This window comes from Streptomyces sp. A0592 (assembly GCF_004795115.1).
GTDB lineage: Bacteria > Actinomycetota > Actinomycetes > Streptomycetales > Streptomycetaceae > Streptomyces > Streptomyces erythrochromogenes.
In genome coordinates this window covers 1-15,965 of record NZ_SSBM01000055.1, presented here as the reverse complement: position 1 = coordinate 15,965, position 15,965 = coordinate 1, and the positions used below count along the sequence as shown (strand labels likewise).

Sequence of the window (15,965 nt, the reverse complement as noted above, 5' to 3'; positions counted from 1 at the left end):
GGCATGGACGTCTCTGCGTCCGCACGCAGGGACGGCTTCACCGGGGCCGTACCAATCCAAACACAGGGCGGTGGTGCCGTCCATGGCGATGCACGGCAGCTGGCCGGTGGCGATGCCGCGGTTGCCGTGGCCGAGGAGGGCTTGGTGGACGTGGCAGGCCTGTTCGGCGAGGTCCTCGCCGACCCGGCGGGCGCCGTTGGAGGCATTGACCAGGAGGGTGGCCATGAAAGCAGCGCTGACGTCGCGACTCATGGCGCCGATGATCGACAGGTGGCAGGTGGCAGGTGGCAGTGTCGAGGCTGAAGTCGTACATGTCGCTGGCGATGTCGGAGGCCGGGACCAGGACGCCGCCAAGGCTGAACTGCGGGGCCTCACAGGCGGCCGCCGTGGGCAGGAGTTGGCGCCGGATCTCCGCCGAGAGGCTCACCTTCGTAGGTTGCCCCAGCGGTAGAGGTCGGTGAAGCGGCGGTCGGTGACGATGATGTAGACCAGCGCCTGGGCGGCCTCCTCCACCTCCCTCTCGCTGAGCGACGATGCCTCATGTCTGTGGGAGGCGAGCGTCACGTCAGGGCGAGAGAGGCTGCGTGCAGTGCTGGGCCGCCTGCCCGCCAGCCATTCCACCGAGGCCCGACACCCCTCATTCAACGAGCCAAACGGGAAGGCGGCTCCGCACATCGTCTTCCCGTAGTAACGCCAACGCCCGCCACGGCGTCCACGTTCCCCGATCCTGACGATCCGCTCCTAAAGCGGTGCCCGGTTCGGGGCGTTGCGAGCCGCCCGGGCATCTCCCGCTCACCAGTCGTCCTCCTCGTCGTACTCGGGTACCGGCGCCGGCGTCGGATCCGAAACCCAGCCCGCCGTCAACACGAGCCGCGTGTGGCGGTGCAGGGCGAGGAAGGCGAAGGGGCGGTCGAAGGCGGCACTGATCATGGTGGTCACGCAGCGGAGGTCGGGGATACCCGCGCCGACCGCACCGAACGCCGTGACCGCGGCTGCCTCGAAACCCAGCGCGCCGAACTTCGCCATGGTGTTCTGCCGGGCCGACCCGATGGCGAGCGGGAAAGCGCTGATGCCGGGGAAGTGCCCGCGCGCGGTGTCCTGTGCCGTGGTCAGCCCGAACACTTCGTGCAGCTTCAGCAGATCGTGGCTCGCGTGCATGTCGTACGCCGCGGTCCTGACGTACAGCGACGGCGGCTCGGGCCGTGAGCAGCGCACCTTGTGCACCTGCAGGCCGGGGCCCGCGTTCCCGTAGGGCAGTCGCGGTCCCGGGAGGACCGCACACCGGCCGGCGAGAATGTCCACCCCGGCTCTGAGCACGTCCGCCGGCTGCATGCCCTCCTCGCCGAGCAGCAGGTGCACGTCCAGGGCATTGGTTCCCAGCACCTTCAGCTCGGTGACGTGTCCGCCGGGTGTGTCCGCCACCCCCACCCGGTCCAGGAGGGCGCTTCGGCGCTGCAGGCCCAGTCGCGGCGTGGTGGCCCAGGGCTCGTACGCCGTCTCCAGCTCCGTCTCGTCGAAGGGGCTGAGCCACCGCGTGCGCAGGGTCAGCGCGCTCGCCAGCACCATCTGCGTGTCCTCGACCAGCGTGACCGGCATGCGGTCGATCAGCCCGCCGGTCCGCTTCACCGTCCAGGCGTCCAGCGCCCGCTGGTCGGCCGCCACGTCCCCAGTGAGTACCCCGTGGGCGCCGGCCGGCAGACCCGCCTCCCACTCCTGCCCCAGCTCCAGCGTGCGGTTCGTCCACAGCCCCAGCGCCATGTCCAGTCCCCGCACGGTGGCCATCGCGGCGAGCAACTCGCGGGCGGCGGGCGCCGCTTGCCCGGCGGGGAGCCCGAGAGCCTCCGCCAGCTCGGCCCGCGCCGCGCCCCCGGCGCCATCGGCCAAGTGGGCCAGCAACGGCCACACCCCTGCTGCCGAGAACACCGTGCCGCCCTCCGCGGCACCGGCCCATCGCGCGGTCAGTGCGTTCACCGCGCGAACCGCCGCAGTCGCGACTCCCATCCCACCCCCATCGCCGACGCGATCATGACGCACCCCACCGTATGCCAGTGCGGTGCCGCTGCCTCATGTCCTCGAAGAGGGCGAGGAACCGACCGACCTGTCACCCACCCCGCTCAGCGGAAGCGGGACCTCTTCCAGTTCTTCATGCGGGTGAGGTGTGCTCGGCGCGGGCACAGACCTGCCGGTGCTCGGTGTGTCCTCCTCCTGCCCGCGTAGGAGAGGACGTCCGACCCTCTGCGGTGCGCAACGGTCAGCCCGGTTCCGAGGTGGGCGCCGTCCGCGACCACCCTGGTCCCGACCGCCGCGGCCGGCAGGTCCGATTCCCGCCAGACGTGGGCGATCGGCCTTGTTGCCCGGCGTAGGACGGGCCCATGCGACCACCAGGCGGCTGTCGGCGTCGGTGAGACTTGCACGTTCGCCCAGACCGGTAGTTCCTCGACGAAGCGCCGCCGCACGGTCGCGGACCGGAATCAAGGTGCTGTCCACGATCCACACCGGTCGACACCGACGACAGGCGGCGGGGCCGGCTGCAGCGCCAGCAGCGGTCGCAGGGGCTGGATGACCCGGCAGCCCGTGGCCGGGGAGATCCCGAAGAGCGGGGCGAGCTGCCGCATGATGAGGTTCGTGCGGTAGTGCACGGCCACCAGCGATGCCGTCGCTGCCCTTCCGCCTGCTCCCGAACTGCCGAGTTCAGGAGAAGACTTGAGCATGAAGCGTCGGGTCAGGCCGTCACGCCATGGCATGGGAATGGTGGGGCCCGGTCTCAGGGTGTAGCTGCTGGGACCTCTGGGGAGGAAGTGGTCAGGCTTCCATCCGGATGCCGCGGCGGCCGAGCGGCCATCGTAGGTTGCACAGAAGGATTCGAGCATGGCGCGTGGCACGGTGAAGTGGTTCAACTCCGAAAAGGGCTTCGGCTTCATCGCACAGGAGGGTGGCGGTCCGGATGTTTTCGCCCACTACTCCAACATCACCGGCAACGGGTACAGGGAACTCCAGGAGGGCGAGGTCGTTACTTTCGACGTCACCCAGGGGCAGAAGGGCCCGCAGGCGGAGAACATCGCTCGTAGCTGACCCCGTCCCGCTCGATCACGACGTCGTGCGCCGTCGCCGTGGACGTCGGCGAGACGGCTGCGTCCTGCTGCCTACGGGTGTCGTTCGCGACCTGGATGCGACGGGGTGCGTCGTCGTCGCGGGCCACGAAAGCAGGCAACCGTTTCGGTAAGGCTGATGGCGTTCCGACGACGTCGAGTGGCCCGACGAGGACGGGGTCGTCCGACAGCGTGGACCTCCCCTGAGACGCTCCGGTGGTCGCCGTCGACCACGGCCTTTTGGCACGCGCCGTCGCCACCATCGTAGAAGCAGCCAGACTGACCGTCACAAACACGGGCGAAGGGAACTCCGGCGCTTCGCGCCTCCGGCCTCGGAAAGCAATTCCTCCCGGGCCTGAAGCCCGGGGTTCCTCGCTCAATCCCGCTGAAGCGGCATGCCCGCGCGCCGTGCACGCCACGGCTTGAAGTTGGGAAAGCTCACTGCGCGACGGGCCATCCGCACGTGCTTTTGAACGGTGCACCTCCGGGAGGCGGAGTGCTGCCGCGGCACAGGAACTCTCTGTTCTGAAGGCGGGTCGAGTTCCACCACACCGGAGGTCTTCACCTGCTCAGGACCGCCCGTGCCGACAACGCCGCGATCGATACGGCTGGTGCCTGTCGGCGGATCTCCCGGGTCCGCGCCGAGCCCGACGTCAGCGGTGCGGCGCGTTCTTCAGGCTCCGGTCGTGGTTCAGACTTCCTGCGGCGTGATGGTGCGTCGTACGACCTGATCGGCGATGTCGGTGGGGCTCCGGTGGTGGTGGGCTGCGTAGCGGAGGAAGGCGGAGGATTTCGGCGCTGCCACGGTCAGTCCGGTCCCCTTCTTGGCGCGGGGTGTCCCTTCCGCAGTGGTCACTGCGGCCATAGCGTGATCGTCGTTGACCGCTGCCCGAGGAGTTGTCCTGTCCCTTCCCTCATCGCCCTACCCCCCGCCCCGTTCCCTCGGCGAACGCGGCGAAGTCAGTGCCTCTTTCAGGGCCGGCCACCAGCGAACCCGACTTCGTCGCGCACCCGCCTGCCGCCCCCGGTTCGGATCCTGCTCCGGGGACGACATACCACTACCTGTCCACCGCTGCCTCCACGAGCGGGGAGTTCGGGCTGTACCGGGTCGAGATGGGGGCGAAGAGCGGCGGCCCGAGCACCCACTTCCACAAGGCGATGTCCGAGGCGTTCTTCGCTCTGTCGGGCACCGTGAGGGTTTTCGACGGGGAGAAGTGGATCGACGCTCGGTCCGGGGCTACCTCCACGTCCCGGTCGGAGGGCTGCACGCCTTCGGCAACGAGTCGAGCGAACCGGCTTCGATGCTCATGCTGTTCACCCCAGGCGCCCCCGGCGAGGAGTACTTCGAGGGCCTCACCCGGCTCGCCGACACCGAACGGGCCGAGTTCTTCGTCCGGCACGACAGCTTCCTACTTCCTCAGCCCCGCTGACCCGTCCCGCACCGCATCGCCATGGCCGCGGCCTCTGAGCCCCGGGCCGCACGGTTACAGGTCCACGCCCTGCGGTCCCCACGCCCCTCACCCGGCCGGACAGCCCACCCACCCCACACCGAGACCCGAGGAACAGCTTGCCCGACGTGACGCCCGCCCCCAGTCTGCCGCCCCTTCGCTCACTCACCGCGCAGGCGCAACACCTGATCAGTCTGGGAGTACACGAACTCGCCGGGATCTCCGCAGACCAGGTGCTCGCCTTCGCCGATACGACCGAAAGCAGCGACGGCGACGCCCTGCTCGCCGTCCACCCCGACCTCGCACCGGCATCCGTCCTCACACCCCTGCTCCGGCACGCCGGCAGGCCCGGCTTCGTGGTCACCGACATGGCCGACGTGGATCTCTTCGCCCCCTGCGGCATCGAGTTGCCCGACACGCCCCTGTACCTCGTCACCGACCCGGACCGCGGCGACCGTATGGCCAACTGGAGCCCTGACGAGGCGCTGCCCGCCCTCTCGAAGGAGAAGCGGACCCCGCTCGTCCTCGCCGAAGGGATCCACTGGCTGCTCCAGCAGCCGGCCGTCCTTGAACGCAACCACTGCTTCATGACCATCGGCTCCCGCCTGCGCAAGGCCAACGGCACCCTGGACGCCCGCACCCCGGCAATCTGGATCAGCAACGGCAGCGGCCGCGACGGCAGCGACCGGCGCAATGCCCCGAAGGTCGGATGGTGCTGGTGGAACAACCGCCACACCTGGCTCGGCTTCGCCTCCGCCACCGGCCGCCGGCACTGAGTTCGACGAACACCACCCACCACGCCGTGGGCCCCACCGCCCACCGCGGCCAGGCCCGTTTCCTCGCTGAAAGACGTGCATCCTTTGCGCACGCGCACCCACTTCGTCGCGGCGTCCGCCATCGACGGGTTCATCGCGGGCCCGACGACACCGACCCGAACGGCACGGGCGGCTTCTGGCCCTACCCGCCTCGCAAGTAGCCGCCGGGATCCCCCGACAGGCGACAACTCGCCCCCTTTTCGTGATCTACGCGGCCGCCGTCTGCCGGGTCCTCCCGCGGCTCCGGCAGCGGCCGGCATACGAGCCGAGCCCGCAGCCGGTCGGGGCTTCCGCGTCAGTCTCGCCGGGCCAAATCCAAGATCAGGCAGGCCGACGAGCCGCCCGGTTCTCCCACGGCGAGCAGCACGAAGGCCATGGTCAGAGAATGATGCACCGGAATGCGCCCGCAGCCGCTGTGGCTGTTGCTGTCCGGGGCGGAGGCCGGCGCTTTTGTGGCCGGTCGGTGTCAGGGTCGCCGTCCTCTCATCCCTGTGGAGCGGGGATCTGCTCCGTCCAGATGGTCTTGCCGTGATCGCTGTAGCGCACGCCCCAGTCGTCGGCGAGTTCACCGACGATGAAGAGACCGCGGCCGCCCTCGTCGGCCGGGCCGACGTGGCGCAGGTGCGGGGCGGCGACGCTGGTGTCGCGGGGTTCGCAGGCGAGTGTGCGGCCGCGGATGAGGCGCGGCTCCAACGGGAGTTTGCCGTAGCGGACGGCGTTGGTCACCAGCTCGCTGACGATGAGTTCGGTGTGGAAGGCCGTCTCCTCGTCCACGTTCCACGTGGTGAGTTGTCGGCGCACGTGGTGCCGGGCGGCCGCCGCGGCCCGCATGGCCGGGGTGGCCGAGTTGGCCCGTACGATGCGCAGCCCGGTGTCCAGCACGTGCAGGCCTATGGGGGACTGGCCGAACAGGGCCTCCAGCAAGGCCGCCTCCGGGCCGTCCACGGACCCGGTCGAGTCACCCCGGGGCATCGCCCTGCCACCACCCTCTGTCATTCCGCGTCCGCGCCGACCGGGCCGGCCCGTGCACCCGTGCGGTGCTGCTGGTCCCCACATGTAGACCAGCCCTTGGAGCGCGGCGGCTGGGCTTGGGCGGCGTCTTTCCGGTGGACCAAAGCCAGGCGGCCGGGTCGCGGAGTGGGCGGGGGGTACGGGCCGGGGCGACGGGAGATCGTCTGGCGGGCGGGGCTGGCATGCCACTGGTTTCGCGTCACCCCGCACCATGTCCAGGCGGGGCGGGAGGAGAAGCCGGCCGACCGCGAACCGATGCGGAAGCGCGGGCTCGCCTGCCGAACACCGGCCGCTTTCCGCCGGCTGCACGGCAGGAGACGCCGAACCGCGACGCGACCCCGCAGCCGTCCGCGCCGCGTCGGCCCCGGGTTCGGTGCCGCGGTGGGTTGTGATGGGGCCATGGGCAGCACTGCGGGCTACCGGCCTTTCGCGAAGTTCCTCCACTGGAGCGTTGTCGCTGCGTTCGCCGTCCAGTTCGCGCTGGGGTACGCACTGGACGCTTCGGGGTCCGGGAGGGGCCGGGGCCGGAGCGGCGATTCGGGGCGGGGACGCGGCCGCGGAGCCGAGTACGAACTTTTCGGTGACGAGGCGGTCCTGACGGCCCATGTGCTCGTGGGGGCCGGCATCGTCGTCCTGGGGGCCACACGGCTGATGTGGCGGCGGGGCACCACCCTGCCTCCCTGGGCTCCGACCCTCACGCCGTTCGAGCGCCGCCTCGCGCACCGCACGGAGACCGTGCTCTACCTGCTTACCTTCGTCGTGCCTCTCACCGGCGTGGTGCTCCTCGCCTCCGGTGACGAGGACTTGCTGTGGGTGCACGTGGCGGCGCAGGCGGGCCTTCTCACAGCGGTTGCCTGCCACGTCGCTCTGGTCCTCAAGCACCAGTTCCTCGACCGCGACCGGCTCCTGCGCCGCATGCTGTGAGCCCGCCTCCGTGGGCCCCCTGGGAGATCTCCGCCGCATACCGTCGGTGGGAGGTGGCGGCCGAGCGTGGGCCAGCGCGGTGACTGCATACGCGGCGAGCACGCGGTTGCCGTGCGGCTTGGCGATGGTCCCCAGGCCTGAAGGCGGGGTATGGGCGTGGTCGCCGCTGGTATCCCAGGCGAACGACATCGGGGACGGCCAGGCGGATGTGGACTTGGCGTCGAGATCGTCGCCTGCGATCGCCCACGGTGACCAGCCCGTCGAAGAGTGCGCGACGGCGTTCTCTTCGTGCTCGGGCGCGGTCGTCAGCGAGTCGTGCCCGGCGTCGGAGCGTGCCAGCTGCATGAAGCAGGCGAAGGGGCGGATGTGTCCGTGGGCCCTGGCAGGCTTCCGCGGCGGTGAGTTTCAGGGTGCCATGGCTGCAGCAGGCCGAGGCCCACGGGGTCAGGAGGTGGCTCGCCCGGGTGAAGCTGTGCCAGCCACGCGGGCAGGATGGGGTCGACGGAGAACGTTGCCGGGACCACGTCGTAGCAGGCGTTGGGCCAGCCCAGGGCGCCGTCCGCGGTCGCGGCCGTCGGCGTGCCTGACCGTCGACAGGGTCTCCTGCGCGCCGGCGACGAGGGCGAGGTCGAGGTCGAGGTCGAGGTCGACGGTGGTGATCTGCTCGTCGCCGAACAGCGCGCACAGCAGGGCCCACGTTGCAGCCCGTCCCTCCGCCCGACTCCAGACCCTGCGACGCAACGGCCCGGCTGCCGTCGTGGACGGGAAGCTCGGCAAGGTCGGCAGGCAGGAGTATGCGGGCAACCACGGACGGCACAGGCACTGACGAGGACGGCAGGTCGTCGGTGAACCGGGTGACCAGCGGCTTATCGGAGTACGCAGCGGGCAGAGGCCGGGGCCAGGGCTGGCCTGGTGGATGCTGCCGACCGGGGCGGTTCCGGCGGCGTGTGATGCCAGCCGGGCCTGCCCGCGGTCGACAGCGCCACGGGGGCCGCGAGCGGCCCGTTGGAAGGGCGGCTCCGCAGCAGTCGCTATTGCACCCCGTGTCCGCGTGCGGCCGGATATTGCCGCGCGGAGCGAGGGGGTGAGCCCCACCCGGACGGAGTGCTCCCCCCGGCTGATCGGTACGACGCTCCTCTGATGTCCGAGGTCCCCGGACCCCCGCCCGTCTGCGGCGCCCGCCGGGCGGCCGCCTCGTGCACGGGCGCGGCGGGCGCCCGCCGGTGGGTCCGCCGATGCGTCGACCTCCTCACGCGCTGTTGGCGGCGGTCTCGGCGGCTGCCACCCCGGGCAAGTCCGCCTACTTAAAGCGCTGTTCGAGCGCGCCGACGTAGAGTTCAATGCGGACCAGGTGGCCTTCGGACGGACCACCACCACGCAGACACGGCAAGATGAAGGCCGGGCCCTGAAGGCCCAGAGATCCCGTTCGGAATCGTCGAGCGCCTCGCCCTACGGGCGAGTGGGGATGTACTTTGACACCCTGTCTGTCATCGTGACCGGAGCACGCGCTCGCGAGCCAAGAAGTGTCTCCACCGGGGTCGTCGGCGGGTCAGCAGGTGCGGGTCAGACCTCGGTGGGGCTGGTAGGAGTGGGCGCAGACGGGCGACCTCCCGTGCACCTCGCGGTCAGCCGAAGCGGCGCCTCCGTCTGCGGGGGTACGTTCGGAAGCCTGGGTGCGGCCCTGGCCGCCCGGGGCCGTGACGGGGTCGCCCCCGACTGCACGAGGGCGTCCTGACGGGCGGTGCCCGCAGCCGGAGCCAGGTTCCAATCCCCGTGCGGGTGGAGCCGACGCTGTCGGCATTACACCGCCGTCGCAGGGGTCATGCAGCCCGATCGACGAGCAGCACATCGCGGACCCCGGCCGGTGTTGTTCGACAGCACAGAGGGAACGACGACACCGTCCGGGTCGGCCGCGCTGCAGGAGCACTGGGCGACCTCGGGCATTGGCCCGGTGCGCAGGGATTCCGGCGAGCCAGGTGTCCGGGCCCGGACCGACGCCGATGTCCTGCGCCCGGGCCTGGACAGCCCGAACCCACACATCCGGGGCGACCCCTCATCGCGGTAGGCTCACCAACCGCTCAGGCTGTCAGGCCTGCAGCTACTTCAGCAGGGTGCGGAACTCTTCAAAGTCGAGGACGCCGTCGTGGTTCACGTCGGCCGCCATGGCCTTCTCCACCTCTTCAGCGAGGTGTTCCTGGACGCCTTCGGCCTTGAACCCCTCAGCCAGTTCGACGATGCTGATCCGCCCATCGCCGTCCGTGTCGATCTCGTCGAACAGCGCCCTGAGCTCAACCTCGTTCATGACATACCTCTCTCGTGTTCACAGGCCCCGGAGGCCCACATACCCCACCACCCTGCCACACCATCAACATCACATTGACGGCCAGTACTCACCCCTCCTGCGCACGCTCCTAAGCAGCCGCGGCTCAGCCAGTAGGGCGCAGCTACCGGAATTCGCGATCCCTTTCGCCGATCGCGATCTGCCGCTCGGGCCCGTCCACGTCCATTCCCCCCAGGTCCGGCTGAGTAGGCCGGACGTCAGGGGAGCGGATCGGATGGTGCAGTCCCCTGCCTGACCGCCTCTGTGCCGGGCCTGGGTGCGGGCGCCGGCCCGCCCCGGATGCGCGTCACCTACCAGTAGGTTTCCAGCCCTGCGCACACCGGGGGCCCGGTGCGGGGTGGGGTGAGGGTGGGAAACTGGCGGGTATGGATATCCGGCGCAGGAACAACGTCACCGTCACGGGCTGTTCGGAGGGGCCGGTGCTCCTGCTGGCGCACGGGTTCGGGTGTGACCAGAACATGTGGCGTCTGGTGGTTCCTACGCTGGCTGAGAGCTACCAGGTGGTGCTCTTCGACTATGTGGGTTCCGGCCGGGCCGACCCGTCGGCCTGGGACGAGCGACGCTATAGCTCGCTGGAAGGCTACGCCCAAGACGTGCTGGAGGTCTGCGAGGAGCTGGACCTGCGGAAGGTGACGTTCGTGGGGCACTCGGTCAGCGCGATGGTGGGTGTGCTCGTGGCGGCGAAGGCGCCGCAGCGTTTGTCGCAGCTGGTCATGGTCGCCCCCTCCCCCCGCTACATCGACGACGAGGGATACCGCGGCGGGTTCAGCGCAGAGGACATCGATGAGCTGCTGGAGTCGCTGGAGTCGAACTATCTGGGCTGGTCGGGGGCGATGGCCCCGGTCATCATGGGCAACACGGACCGGCCGGAACTCGGCCAGGAGCTGACGGCCTCGTTCTGCGCGACCGATCCGGACATGGCCCGCGTCTTCGCCCGCACGACCTTTCTGTCGGATAGCCGCCAGGACCTGAAGACGGTCACCGTGCCGACGCTGATCCTGGAGTGCAAGCAGGACGTCATCGCTCCCCGGGAGGTCGGCGCCTACATGGTCGGCGTCGTCCCCGGCAGCCGGCTGGTGACGTTGGAGGCGACGGGGCACTGCCCCCAGTTGAGCGCGCCGCAGGCTACCGTGACGGCGATCATCGACTTCGTGGGAGCGGCCTGGTGATGTGCCGTACCGACCAGTCGGTGCCCGAGCCGAATGAGGAGCAGGACGTGGACGCCACGGACGCGGTGTTCACATCGCTGCTGGAGGACAGTGTCGAGGAACTGTACGAGCACGCCCCGTGCGGGTACCTGTCGACGCTGATGGACGGCACCATCGCGAAGATCAACACCACGCTGCTGGACTGGCTGGGCCTGGAACGGGCCCAGGTGGTGGGGCGGATGCGCTTCGCCGATCTGCTCACCGTGGGCGGCAAGCTGTATCACGAGACACACTTTGCACCGCTGTTGCAGATGAAAGGTGAGGTCAGCGGCATCGCCCTGGACATCAGGGCCGTCGGCAGACAGCGGATGCCGGTGCTGGTCACCTCGAAGGTGAAGACCAGCCAGGACGGCGAGCCCATGCTGATCCGTACCACCGTCTTCGACGCCCGTGACCGCCGCGCCTATGAGGCCGAGCTGCTGCGCGGCCGCAAGGCGGCCGAGGAAGCACGCCGGCAGTCCGAGGCCGACCGTATCCGGCTCCAGGAGGCGCTCGCCGTTCTCCAGCAGAGCCTGCTTCCCGCCGAGCTGCCCGCGATTCCTGGCCTGGAGGCCCGCTCGCATTACCACACGGCCTCCCCGGACCTGCTGGGCGGAGACTTCTACGACCTGTTCCCCCTGGACGACAGGCGGTGGGCGTTCTTCCTGGGTGACGTGTGCGGCAAGGGCCCGCAGGCCGCATCAGTCACCTCGCTGGCCCGCTACACCCTGCGCGCGGCGGCCCTGCACGACGCCGACCCCATCACGGTGCTGACCACGTTGAACACGGTGCTGCACGAGCGGTACGCCAGCGGAGAGGCCCGCTACTGCACGGCCGTCTTCGGTGTCCTCCAACTCGCCGACGGCCACGTCGACGTGCACCTGGCCTCGGGCGGTCACCCTCCTGCACTGATCCAACGCGCGGACGGCAGTGCCGACTACCTCCCCACCCCGGGCGGGTTGCTCATCGGTATCCTGCCCCGCGCCCCGTTCGCCGCCGCCCGCGCCCGGCTGCTGCCCGGCGACACCCTGCTGCTGTACACCGACGGCCTGACCGAGGCCCGCACCGGACGCGACCGTGAGCTGTACGGCGAGGACGGCTTGCACGCCTTTACCGCAACCCAGCCGCCGGCGGGCCCACAGGCTCTGATCACCGCCCTGTCCGGACTCCTCACCGACTTCGGCGACGGGCTCGACGACGACACCGCCCTGCTCGCCCTCGGCATACCCTCCACCCTTCCCACCCCCGCGAGCGAAGACCTGCCATGAGCCCGTTGACGATCACCGCCCGAAACGCCGCCACCGGTCCCGTACTGGAGATCGCCGGTGACCTCGACCACCACACGGCGCACGAACTTCGCAAGGTCGTGGACGGCCTCACCGTTGCATCGGGGGAACTGCTGGTCCTGGACCTGGCGGCTCTAGACTTCTGCGATTCCAGCGGGATCAGCGCCCTGCTGTCGGCCCGAAGCCTGGCCGTCGAACACGGCGGCGACATAGCCCTCGCCGCGGTCCCAGCCAACACCGCCCGCATCCTGGGCATCGTCGGCCTGGACCGGGTCTTCACCATCCACCCGAGCGCCGCGACAGCCACCCTCCGCAAGTCCACCACGCTCCGGTCGGCACAAGAGTGCTGACGCGGTTCTCGCGCTCGCGGGGACCTTGCGCTGTGCCGGGACTGCAGGGCCGCCGTGGCCGCCGTCGAGCGGCTGGCAGCGGCGGAGAGGCCGTCGCACCGCGGAGACGGCACGGCGCTCACGCGCAGGGCCGGCCTCGACGACCCCGCTGAGGACCGACCGTACGTGCTCTCCCTCAGTGCGGTCCGTGCACGGTTCGCGTTCCGGGTGAGGGACGCCTCCTGACGACGCGGGCGGGTGATCGCGTCCAGCCTCCGGGTACGTCGGCCCGAGCACTTCAGACGCCGACCCCGCAGCCGACCACATCACCCCTTCACCGCCGCCTGCCGCCGAGCGTCAGACCGCTGGCAGCCCTGCGGGGCGACCTACCTATTCGACTGGATGGCGAACACGTCGCAGTCCTTCAGCACGGTACAGAAGGTTCCGTACGAAACTGTCCAAGTTGATCACTAGGCGCAAGGGAAGAGAGCCGATGACCACGTCCGAGGCACAACCCGAGGTCTGCGATCTATGCCAACAGGCCATCGCGCCCGGGCAGGGGGTAGGGCAGAACTACAGGGACTCCTCGTTCGCGCACCCCGTCGACCACCACCGGGACGGAATCCGCCGTCTGCGGGCCTGCAGGCCGGGTCATCTGCTCGAACTACAGCAGGGCTACCGGCGGCGTCCCTTCACGGACGAAGAGCTATGGGCCGCCAAGATCGAACGCGTGATGAGGCGGTATCCCCAGGGGACGAGCCTTGAAAACCTGGCCGTCGAGAGCGGCCTCAGCATGTTCCAGGTCGAGGCCGCCACGGTCTGGCGCCTCCGCTGCGGCGAGTCTGTCAGCAGCTCCCACAGCCCTTCCCTACACACGCCGGTTCAGGGGAGTTAGCCTTGCCGCTGCGCCTCGGTGCCGAACTCGGCACCACCGGCAGGCATCAGCCGGGCGCAGGGGGTGGACAGGGCAGGGTCCGACACCTGCCGGTCATCAGGGGGAAGGCGCACGATATGGAAGAGCAGACCCTGTCTTCCCGGATTCTGCCGGACCCACCGAGAGCGGGCCTCAGCTGCGCTGAAGCCCGGGAAACTGCCCGCAACATCCTGGCAGGTCTCCATGCGTCCCCGGCCGTCGCGGACATCGTGCTGACCGTCGTGTCCGAGATGGTCTCCAATGCCAGCCGTCATGCCGGCGGCGTCACGGCGTTCAAGATCACGGCCCGGTCCGGCACTCTAACCGTCGAGGTGTCCGACCGCTCACCAGCCCCGCCCCGGATCCAGCCCTGGGCACCGGATGTCCCTGGCGGCTTCGGGTGGAGACTCGTCAACCAGCTCGCCACCACTCACGTCCAATTCCACCGCGGGGGCAAGACCGTCACAGCGACGCTCATTACCCCCACCAGTTCGGCCTGACCCAGCCGACGCTCAGCCGGCCGGCTGCTCGCCGCCCTCGGCCACCGCAATCAGCGGGAGCACGCCGGGGGCTGCAGGGCTGAATCCGAGTGCACGCGCTGGCCGGCCGCTGGTGCACCGTGAGGGTGCGCGCAGCGCCACCAGGTGCCTGACCGGTACTGGGCCCGGCTGAACCATCCGAGGCCGGCGCCGGCCTCTCCTTGAGGGCCGACGCCGCGTCATCGACTCGCCCCCGCCGGCAGCTCCTCATCGGCAAGGTACGCCCACACGGACTGACACCCCCGGGCGGGTATCGCGCGCTGCTCTGGGCACACGAGACCCATGCACGGACAACACGCGCGTCCCACGAGCACTGCGTTCGGCTCAGCCCCCACAACCCTTGCTCCGCCGGCCGGGCAGGCCGGCGCCAAACACTCGCGCCGAGTCAGCATTACCGGCCGTTTGCGCCGTCGGCTCCTCGCGTACCGGGCGATCGACTTCGTCTCCACACACGTCCCGGACCACTTCGGACCGGGCGAGGAATGCCTGCTTCTTGTCCACGTCCGCCAAGTCGTCGGCCAAGTCCATTACCAGATCTGCACCGACTGCGCCCGAGGTGTCGTCACCGCCCTCGTCATCGGCGAGCGTTTTCACAGCACCGGGTTGGCCAACCGGGCCCTTTCACATCTGCGCTCCCGCCACCCGGGCCTGGCCTGGTGCAGCACCCTGAACATGCGCACCACACGGAGTCTCTTCAGTCGGATGAGCATTCCCCCCGTCTCCACTGTCCCGCACTGTCCCCACGCCTCCCCGGCCGCTGCCTGACCCCACGCTCACCTGCGGCTGGCAGCGCGCAGCCCGGTCGTAGGCATCGGATGCAGGACCTGCGGCACAGTTGCGGCAGCATGGGCGGGGGTGTCCGCTCGCCTGGGCGGCGGCGGGCAGGGAAAGCGTCGTGGCCCTCTCGTCGTCGGCGACAGTCCGTGCAGGCCGGGTTCACCCGCTCGCGCACCGCGGTTCACCGGCGAAACGCCACTGCGCCCCCGCCGCCGTGCAGCAGTGCGGACCGTCGCCCGGTGGGCGACGGCCCGTGCTCGTGGCCGGTCAGCGGCGGCGGCCCCAGGTTTCGGTGTCGACCGTGCGGCCGCGGTCATCGCGCAGTCGCGGCGGTCCTGGAAGAGATCGGTGCGGGTGTCGCGGCCGTTGCCGGTGTGGATACGGATGGTGTCACGGCCGCCGATGCGGACGTTGTCGAAGCGGTAGCGGTTGCCGTCGCCGTCGCGCAGGATCCAGCCGCGGAGGTTGATCGGGTTGTGGGTGGTGTTGCGGATCTCCACCCACTCCGCGTTCAGGGAGCGGTTGGAGCGGTCCTCGCGGCCGGGGGTGTCGGCCTGGACCCGGCTGATCTCCACCCGCGGCCGCTGCTGGTGGTGGCGGTCGCCGTCATGGGCGGCCGCCGGCAGCGCGGTGGCCGAGACAATCGCACCGGCCGCCAGGACGGTGGCAGCGATACGGCGTACGGAGGAAGAAGCGGAAGACATGGATGGCGCCCTCAAGAACAGCCCTCCATCAGCCGACACACGGTGATGAAGGGCATTTGCGGTGTCGGCCCGGTTGAACCGAGGGCCACACGCTCGACCCGACGCGAGCCGCGTCGCATCCCCCACCGACGCCGTTTACCGGACACGGACATATCAGTCACAGCCGCCTGGACACTGCACTCATTTCGCCCGAACGTGCCCCTGACATTCACTGACCGCTACACCGACCCGCCCCGCAAACCGAACATCAGGGTCAGCACGCTTCGGCGCACCACCAGGCGCACCCCTCCGCCACCTCACCCGCCCGGACCAGCCGATCAAGTAACAGCCGTTCTGCGCAATTCTTCGCACGCGAATTCAAAATTCGCACATGCGCCACATTCTACGGCGGGCATGTCGTGTCCCGAGCCGCACACTTCGGCGCAGGGGAGCCCGGCCGGCCGCCAGTGGTCACCCGCTGACGCGCCAGCCCCGATGGGCCTAGGAGTTGTCGTCAAAGTGTCACGCCCACATCAGGAGCGACGCGAGGGTGACGGCTGCTTGGTAGGACTGGGCGGTCTTGTCGTACCTGGTCGCGATGCCGCGCCACTGCTTGAGCCGGT

The 15,965-nt window shown here is 69.9% G+C and carries 15 protein-coding genes and 3 pseudogenes; 9 read left to right on the top strand and 9 right to left on the bottom strand.

What is annotated here, in order from left to right:
- Positions 1–66 precede the first annotated feature (66 nt).
- The 3 genes and pseudogenes from E6U81_RS41500 to E6U81_RS42025 form a co-directional block, all read right to left on the bottom strand.
- Positions 67–516 (bottom strand): annotated as a pseudogene (locus E6U81_RS41500) (serine/threonine-protein phosphatase); the annotation flags it as partial.
- A 276-nt stretch (positions 517–792) separates the two neighbouring features.
- Positions 793–2,001, bottom strand: a complete 1,209-nt coding sequence (locus E6U81_RS36780) for a serpin family protein (protein ID WP_136234345.1) — start codon at positions 1,999–2,001, stop codon at positions 793–795.
- Between the two features lie 470 nt (positions 2,002–2,471).
- A complete protein-coding gene (locus E6U81_RS42025) occupies positions 2,472–2,711 on the bottom strand; it encodes a transposase family protein (protein WP_346766200.1) in 240 nt (79 codons plus the stop codon).
- A gap of 157 nt (positions 2,712–2,868) precedes the next feature.
- On the opposite strand from E6U81_RS42025, the gene E6U81_RS36770 reads away from it, so the two are divergent.
- The gene (locus E6U81_RS36770) at positions 2,869–3,072 is read left to right on the top strand and encodes a cold-shock protein (protein WP_136234344.1); all 204 of its coding nucleotides are present in this window, start codon (positions 2,869–2,871) and stop codon (positions 3,070–3,072) included.
- 708 nt (positions 3,073–3,780) lie between these two features.
- Here the strand turns inward: E6U81_RS36770 and E6U81_RS40305 are convergent.
- Complete coding sequence (locus E6U81_RS40305) at positions 3,781–3,954, bottom strand: hypothetical protein (protein ID WP_168714850.1); 174 nt, start codon at positions 3,952–3,954, stop codon at positions 3,781–3,783.
- Between the two features lie 37 nt (positions 3,955–3,991).
- Between E6U81_RS40305 and E6U81_RS36765 the strand changes: the two are divergent.
- Together E6U81_RS36765 and E6U81_RS36760 are read left to right on the top strand one after the other, a co-directional pair.
- Positions 3,992–4,519, top strand: a pseudogene (locus E6U81_RS36765) (cupin domain-containing protein).
- A gap of 137 nt (positions 4,520–4,656) precedes the next feature.
- A complete protein-coding gene (locus E6U81_RS36760; protein ID WP_136234343.1) occupies positions 4,657–5,313 on the top strand; it encodes a DUF5701 family protein in 657 nt (218 codons plus the stop codon).
- Between the two features lie 522 nt (positions 5,314–5,835).
- On the opposite strand, the gene E6U81_RS41490 is transcribed toward E6U81_RS36760, so the two are convergent.
- The gene (locus E6U81_RS41490; RefSeq protein ID WP_346766199.1) at positions 5,836–6,324 is read right to left on the bottom strand and encodes an ATP-binding protein; all 489 of its coding nucleotides are present in this window, start codon (positions 6,322–6,324) and stop codon (positions 5,836–5,838) included.
- 438 nt (positions 6,325–6,762) lie between these two features.
- On the opposite strand from E6U81_RS41490, the gene E6U81_RS36750 reads away from it, so the two are divergent.
- Entirely contained in the window at positions 6,763–7,287 is a 525-nt protein-coding gene (locus E6U81_RS36750; RefSeq protein WP_168714849.1) for a cytochrome b/b6 domain-containing protein, read from the top strand.
- Positions 7,288–9,385: 2,098 nt separating this feature from the next.
- On the opposite strand, the gene E6U81_RS36740 is transcribed toward E6U81_RS36750, so the two are convergent.
- Positions 9,386–9,589 carry an EF-hand domain-containing protein gene (locus tag E6U81_RS36740; protein WP_136234340.1) on the bottom strand — a complete coding sequence of 68 codons (204 nt, stop codon included), beginning with the start codon at positions 9,587–9,589 and terminating at the stop codon, positions 9,386–9,388.
- Positions 9,590–9,993: 404 nt separating this feature from the next.
- Here E6U81_RS36740 and E6U81_RS36735 point away from each other — a divergent pair, with 404 nt between their 5' ends.
- The 5 genes from E6U81_RS36735 to E6U81_RS36710 all read left to right on the top strand — a co-directional run bounded on the left by E6U81_RS36735 (position 9,994) and on the right by E6U81_RS36710 (position 13,843).
- Positions 9,994–10,797, top strand: coding sequence for an alpha/beta hydrolase (locus tag E6U81_RS36735; RefSeq protein ID WP_136234339.1), 804 nt, complete (start codon positions 9,994–9,996; stop codon positions 10,795–10,797).
- Positions 10,797–12,083 carry a SpoIIE family protein phosphatase gene (locus E6U81_RS36730; RefSeq protein ID WP_136234338.1) on the top strand — a complete coding sequence of 429 codons (1,287 nt, stop codon included), beginning with the start codon at positions 10,797–10,799 and terminating at the stop codon, positions 12,081–12,083. The genes E6U81_RS36735 and E6U81_RS36730 overlap by 1 nt, the downstream gene beginning before the upstream one ends.
- Positions 12,080–12,451: an STAS domain-containing protein gene (locus tag E6U81_RS36725; protein WP_136234337.1), complete on the top strand. Its 372-nt coding sequence runs from the start codon at positions 12,080–12,082 to the stop codon at positions 12,449–12,451. The genes E6U81_RS36730 and E6U81_RS36725 overlap by 4 nt, the downstream gene beginning before the upstream one ends.
- A 472-nt stretch (positions 12,452–12,923) precedes the next feature.
- Positions 12,924–13,325, top strand: coding sequence for a hypothetical protein (locus E6U81_RS36715; RefSeq protein ID WP_136234336.1), 402 nt, complete (start codon positions 12,924–12,926; stop codon positions 13,323–13,325).
- 116 nt (positions 13,326–13,441) lie between these two features.
- Positions 13,442–13,843, top strand: coding sequence for an ATP-binding protein (locus tag E6U81_RS36710; protein ID WP_136234335.1), 402 nt, complete (start codon positions 13,442–13,444; stop codon positions 13,841–13,843).
- 363 nt (positions 13,844–14,206) lie between these two features.
- On the opposite strand, the gene E6U81_RS40300 is transcribed toward E6U81_RS36710, so the two are convergent.
- The 3 genes and pseudogenes from E6U81_RS40300 to E6U81_RS36695 all read right to left on the bottom strand — a co-directional run.
- Positions 14,207–14,476: a hypothetical protein gene (locus tag E6U81_RS40300; protein WP_168714848.1), complete on the bottom strand. Its 270-nt coding sequence runs from the start codon at positions 14,474–14,476 to the stop codon at positions 14,207–14,209.
- A 179-nt stretch (positions 14,477–14,655) separates the two neighbouring features.
- Positions 14,656–15,363 carry a lamin tail domain-containing protein gene (locus E6U81_RS41485; protein ID WP_240804234.1) on the bottom strand — a complete coding sequence of 236 codons (708 nt, stop codon included), beginning with the start codon at positions 15,361–15,363 and terminating at the stop codon, positions 14,656–14,658.
- Between the two features lie 501 nt (positions 15,364–15,864).
- Positions 15,865–15,965, bottom strand: a pseudogene (locus E6U81_RS36695) (IS5/IS1182 family transposase); the annotation flags it as partial.

Bases quoted from the DNA above. Each gene is read 5' to 3' on its own strand.
- E6U81_RS36780 (WP_136234345.1), bottom strand. From the start codon at position 2,001: ATGGGAGTCGCGACTGCGGCGGTTCGCGCGGTGAACGCACTGACCGCG.
- E6U81_RS42025 (WP_346766200.1), bottom strand. From the start codon at position 2,711: ATGCTCAAGTCTTCTCCTGAACTCGGCAGTTCGGGAGCAGGCGGAAGG.
- E6U81_RS36770 (WP_136234344.1), top strand. From the start codon at position 2,869: ATGGCGCGTGGCACGGTGAAGTGGTTCAACTCCGAAAAGGGCTTCGGC.
- E6U81_RS40305 (WP_168714850.1), bottom strand. From the start codon at position 3,954: ATGGCCGCAGTGACCACTGCGGAAGGGACACCCCGCGCCAAGAAGGGG.
- E6U81_RS41490 (WP_346766199.1), bottom strand. From the start codon at position 6,324: ATGCCCCGGGGTGACTCGACCGGGTCCGTGGACGGCCCGGAGGCGGCC.
- E6U81_RS36750 (WP_168714849.1), top strand. From the start codon at position 6,763: ATGGGCAGCACTGCGGGCTACCGGCCTTTCGCGAAGTTCCTCCACTGG.
- E6U81_RS36740 (WP_136234340.1), bottom strand. From the start codon at position 9,589: ATGAACGAGGTTGAGCTCAGGGCGCTGTTCGACGAGATCGACACGGAC.
- E6U81_RS36735 (WP_136234339.1), top strand. From the start codon at position 9,994: ATGGATATCCGGCGCAGGAACAACGTCACCGTCACGGGCTGTTCGGAG.
- E6U81_RS36730 (WP_136234338.1), top strand. From the start codon at position 10,797: ATGTGCCGTACCGACCAGTCGGTGCCCGAGCCGAATGAGGAGCAGGAC.
- E6U81_RS36725 (WP_136234337.1), top strand. From the start codon at position 12,080: ATGAGCCCGTTGACGATCACCGCCCGAAACGCCGCCACCGGTCCCGTA.
- E6U81_RS36715 (WP_136234336.1), top strand. From the start codon at position 12,924: ATGACCACGTCCGAGGCACAACCCGAGGTCTGCGATCTATGCCAACAG.
- E6U81_RS36710 (WP_136234335.1), top strand. From the start codon at position 13,442: ATGGAAGAGCAGACCCTGTCTTCCCGGATTCTGCCGGACCCACCGAGA.
- E6U81_RS41485 (WP_240804234.1), bottom strand. From the start codon at position 15,363: ATGTCTTCCGCTTCTTCCTCCGTACGCCGTATCGCTGCCACCGTCCTG.